Genomic DNA, 4,232 nt, shown 5'->3' on the forward strand with positions numbered 1-4,232 from the left:
GCACGGCCGCGTTGGACAGCGTGATCAGGTGGGCTGCTCATGGCACTGTCTTACCTGACCCGATCGTCGGAGGAGGCGCGCCAATGGCCGATGCAGACAGTTCCGGTGTTGTGTTGACCGCGGGGAATGCGCAGGTCTGCATCGACCCGGGCAACGGCGGGCGGCTGACCAGCTTCCGGGCCGGTGAGCTGGAACTGTTGCGACAGGGGCCACGGTATGGCGCATTTCCGATGGCGCCCTGGTGTGGCCGAATGGGATTGGGACAGTTCCGATATGGCGGGACATTGCATCAGATGCCGATAAACGCCGCCCCGCACGCCATCCATGGCACGGCCCGCGACACGGCCTGGCATATCCTCAGCGCCACGGCATCCACCGCCGCGCTGAGCTGCGAGCTCACGGACCCATGGCCGTATCGAGGGCGAGTCACCCAGGAAATCCAGCTCACCGCGCATTCGATCAACCTCACCATGCGGGTCGAAACCGCGGGTGAGCCGTTTCCGGCACAGGTCGGTTGGCATCCGTGGTTTCTGCGAAATCTGGGCTCCGGCAAGGACATCCAGCTCGGCTTCACCGCTGCCTGGCAGGAGGAGCGCGGCTGCGACTATCTCCCGACTGGCCGCCGCCGCGCCCCGCAACCCGGCCCCTGGGACGACTGTTTCGCGATGCCAGATGGCACCGCTGTCACCCTGACCTGGCCCGATGCCCTGGAACTGACCATCACCAGTCCCGCCGAGTCGGTCGTCATCTTCGACCAGCAGCCCGAAGCCGCCTGTGTCGAGCCACAATCCGGTCCACCCAACGGCATCAATACCCACCCCCGACCGGTCAGCACGAGCGACCCTTTGGAACTGTCCACCACTTGGGCCTGGCGTCTGCTCGCGTGAGTCCTATGCGCAATCGATCTCGGCGGCCACACCGTTGAGGATCAGTTCCCGGGCGTTCCGCTCGGCGCGCGATTGGGATGCCTGGGCCGCGCACCGTCGACCGCTGGAACTGACGGCGGGATCCGTGTCGACACCACGAAGCCGACGGATAGTGCCGGCCTTGCCGTCGAGATCCGGACAACTGCGGCTGCAGTGTCTCCGATCGGGTCGGCGCATCCGATTGCGAGCGGTCAGCGAGGCACCGTGGGCTTTCGGAATCTAGCCGACAGTTCAGGCACCGAATGGCTCGGTTGAGTGCACCTGTCGGGACGCGTCGATCCGAGTGTCGTACTCGAGGGATTGGGCGTAGCGGCCGGTCAGGCGGGGACGGTTGCAGGGAGGTGGTTCAGGGCTTCGAGGGCAGCGGTGGTTGTTTCGGGGGTGGCGGGGAGAAGGGGGAGGCGGACGATGGGGGTGGGGATTCGACCCTGGGCGGCCAGGGCGGATTTGATGACTGCCGGGTTTGGTTCGGCGAAGAGGGCGGCGGAGAGCGGGGTCAGGTGGTGGGTGAGAGTGCGAGCCTCTTGGATGGGGCCGTCGTGCCACAGGCGGATCAGGGTGGCAAAGGTGGAGGTTGCCAGGTGGGCAGAGGCGAGGATGGCGCCGCGGGCACCGAGGGCCAGCAGAGGGGCCACGTGGAGGTCGTCACCGGCCAGGACGGCGACATCGGGTGGGAGGGTGGCCATGAAAGTGGATGTGGTGTCGTCGATGCCGCCGACGGCATGTTTGAAGCCGATGATATTCGGGATGCGGGCGAGTTCGTGGAGGGTGTCGGGGCCCAGGGTGCGGCCGGTGCGGTGCGGGATGTTGTAGACGATGAGGGGGACCGGGCTGGTGGCGGCCAGATGGCGGAAGTGGGCGAGTACGCCCGCTTCGGAAGGCCGGGTGTAGTAGGGCACGACGGTGAGGCTGGCGGTGACGACAGTGGGGTCGAGGGTGGAAAGCGCTGCGGCCGAATCCGCGGTGGAGTTCGTGCCTGCGCCGGCGATCAGGGGCGCGTTGTGTTCTCGGCAGACCGTGCCGCAGATATCGAGGACACGCCGGCGCTCTTCCGGGGTGAGGGTGGCGGTTTCGGCGGTGGTACCGAGCGCGACGATGCCAGTTGCCCCGTCGTCGAGTACCTCATGGGCCAGGCCCGCCAGTGTGTCGGCGGCCAGCTCGCCATTCGCGGCGAACGGCGTGATCAGGGGGACGAAGAGGCCGGTGAGCGTCATGGTTTCCAGACTGGCCCAGCACAATACTTCAGGTCTATTTCATCTTTCTTCCGTCGAGCATAAGCTGAACTGATGCTCGATGTCCGGAAACTGCGTCTACTGCGCGAACTGGCCCACCGCACGACGATCGCGGCAGTCGCGGAGGCGATGAGCTACACGCCATCGGCGGTGTCCCAGCAGTTGGCCGCGCTGGAGCGGGAGGCAGGCGTTGCGCTGCTCGAACGTACCGGGCGACGCGTCACGCTGACATCCGCCGCACTCACCCTGGTCGAACACGCCGAGACAATCCTGGCGGCCCTCGAACAGGCCACCGCCGACCTCGCCGCCTCCCGCGCCGCACTCACCGGAACACTGCGCATCGGCGCTTTCCCGACGGCGGTCGCCACCATCCTGTCCCCGGCCTTGGTCGCGCTGAGCCGAGACCATCCCCGGCTGGAATTGCTTGTCACAGAACTGGATCCGGCCACCGTCCCGGATGCGCTACGCACGGATACGCTCGACTTGGCGCTGGTCCAGGAGTACGACTACGTGCCCGCCGAACCCGATCCCGCCCTGGACACCGAACCACTGCTCGAGGAGACCATCTACCTGGCTGCCCAGACCGCCACGGCGCTGGCAGACAACCGCGACGCCTCCTGGATCGTCGGCACCCCGGGTACGCTCTGCCACATCATGACTATCCGGGCCTGCCAGGCAGCCGGTTTCAGTCCGCGGGTCCGTCATCATATAGACGACTTCAGCACTGTCCTCGCCCTCGTCTCCGCCGGCCAGGGTGTCGCCCTCGTCCCCGGGCTCGGCGCACTCACCTCGCCACCGAACGTCGTGCTCACAGCCCTGCGCACCCGACGCAAAACCCACTTGGCCTACCGGCGCGGCACCGGCCGACACCCCGCCGTAGCCGCGGCCGGTGCCGCCCTACGCGTGTCCGCCACAACAATTTCCAGCACACTCGAGGATCAGGTGGGTGCCATGGCGGCAGCACCCGAGTAGCCCCACCTGATCTCGATCATCCAGGCGGAATAAAGTACGTATGTACGGTTTGATTGAATCGACTTGGAGCCGCAATGTGGGATCCCAAGAAGTATCTGGCCTTCGATGACCACCGCTCGCGTCCATTCTTCGAACTAATCGGTCGAATCGGGGCCGAGGATCCGCGCCGCGTCGTCGACCTCGGCTGCGGCCCAGGACATCTCACCGCCGCCCTGGCCGAGCGCTGGCCAGGCGCGATTATCGAGGCCTCGGATTCATCACCCGAAATGGTCGCCGCGGCAAGGAGTCTCGGCATCGACGCACAACTCGGCGCGGTGCAGGACTGGCAGCCGGCACCGGATACCGATGTCGTGATCAGCAACGCCGTACTGCACTGGGTGCCGACGCACACCACCCTGCTGCCGCAATGGGCGTACGCCCTGCCCGCTGGTGCCTGGCTAGCACTCCAGGTGCCCGGCAACTTCGACGCACCATCGCATCGTGCGATCCGCGAACTCGCGGGCCGCGACGAATGGCGCGACCGGCTCGCGCCCACAGGCATCCTCCAACCCCGCGATGTCCTCGACGCCAGCGGGTATGCCCAGCTGCTTACTCTTGCGGGCTGCGCGGTCGACGCCTGGGAAACGACCTACCTGCAACGGCTCTCGGGGGAGGATCCGGTACTCGAATGGGTCACCGGCACCACCCTGCGTCCGGTGCGCAAGGCGCTCGACGACACCGGCTGGCCGGAGTTCACCGCACAACTGGCACCGCTGTTGCGCGCGGCCTACCCGCGCCAGCTCGACGGAACCACCTGGCTGCCCTTCCGAAGGGTGTTTGCCGTGGCACACAAGACCGGCTGAGCTTCGCCCTTCAGCTGGTGACCGTGCGCTACCTGGGCATGCTCCTGCCGGACCCGCTCGACGCTCCCCCCGCAGTGGTCGAGTACCTGGCCGAAGATGACGACGCCGCCCGGTTGTCGGCGTTCATCCGTAACCATATCCGCTTAGAAGGCCGCTACAGCTTCTACCTGCCCGACCTTCGCGGCAGGCACCGGCCACTGCGTGACCCAGACGTCTCCGACGGGGACGAGGACGACTGATTCCGGCCATGTCGATGTCCG

5 protein-coding genes are annotated in these 4,232 nt (G+C 66.7%); 4 read left to right on the forward strand and 1 reads right to left on the reverse strand.

Going from position 1 to position 4,232, the window contains the following annotated elements; genetic code table 11:
- Positions 1-83: 83 nt before the first annotated feature.
- Positions 84-887: an aldose epimerase family protein gene (locus ACW2Q0_RS30920; RefSeq protein ID WP_457194462.1), complete on the forward strand. Its 804-nt coding sequence runs from the start codon at positions 84-86 to the stop codon at positions 885-887.
- 356 nt (positions 888-1,243) lie between these two features.
- On the opposite strand, the gene dapA is transcribed toward ACW2Q0_RS30920, so the two are convergent.
- Positions 1,244-2,140 carry a 4-hydroxy-tetrahydrodipicolinate synthase gene (gene dapA, locus ACW2Q0_RS30925; protein ID WP_457194463.1) on the reverse strand — a complete coding sequence of 299 codons (897 nt, stop codon included), beginning with the start codon at positions 2,138-2,140 and terminating at the stop codon, positions 1,244-1,246.
- A 72-nt stretch (positions 2,141-2,212) separates the two neighbouring features.
- Here dapA and ACW2Q0_RS30930 point away from each other — a divergent pair, with 72 nt between their 5' ends.
- The 3 genes from ACW2Q0_RS30930 (at position 2,213) to ACW2Q0_RS30940 (ending at position 4,211) form a co-directional block, all read left to right on the forward strand.
- Positions 2,213-3,130 (forward strand): LysR substrate-binding domain-containing protein, encoded by a 918-nt coding sequence (locus ACW2Q0_RS30930; protein ID WP_457194464.1) that lies wholly within the window; start codon positions 2,213-2,215, stop codon positions 3,128-3,130.
- Between the two features lie 74 nt (positions 3,131-3,204).
- On the forward strand, positions 3,205-3,972 hold the full coding sequence (locus ACW2Q0_RS30935; RefSeq protein ID WP_457194465.1) for a trans-aconitate 2-methyltransferase: 768 nt from the start codon (positions 3,205-3,207) through the stop codon (positions 3,970-3,972).
- A 17-nt stretch (positions 3,973-3,989) separates the two neighbouring features.
- On the forward strand, positions 3,990-4,211 hold the full coding sequence (locus tag ACW2Q0_RS30940; RefSeq protein ID WP_457194466.1) for a hypothetical protein: 222 nt from the start codon (positions 3,990-3,992) through the stop codon (positions 4,209-4,211).
- The last annotated feature ends 21 nt before the right edge of the window (positions 4,212-4,232 follow it).

It is taken from the genome of Nocardia citri (assembly GCF_054065835.1).

Excerpts from the sequence above, each read along its gene's own strand:
- ACW2Q0_RS30920 (WP_457194462.1), top strand. The coding sequence starts at position 84 with ATGGCCGATGCAGACAGTTCCGGTGTTGTGTTGACCGCGGGGAATGCG.
- dapA (WP_457194463.1), bottom strand. The coding sequence starts at position 2,140 with ATGACGCTCACCGGCCTCTTCGTCCCCCTGATCACGCCGTTCGCCGCG.
- ACW2Q0_RS30930 (WP_457194464.1), top strand. The coding sequence starts at position 2,213 with ATGCTCGATGTCCGGAAACTGCGTCTACTGCGCGAACTGGCCCACCGC.
- ACW2Q0_RS30935 (WP_457194465.1), top strand. The coding sequence starts at position 3,205 with ATGTGGGATCCCAAGAAGTATCTGGCCTTCGATGACCACCGCTCGCGT.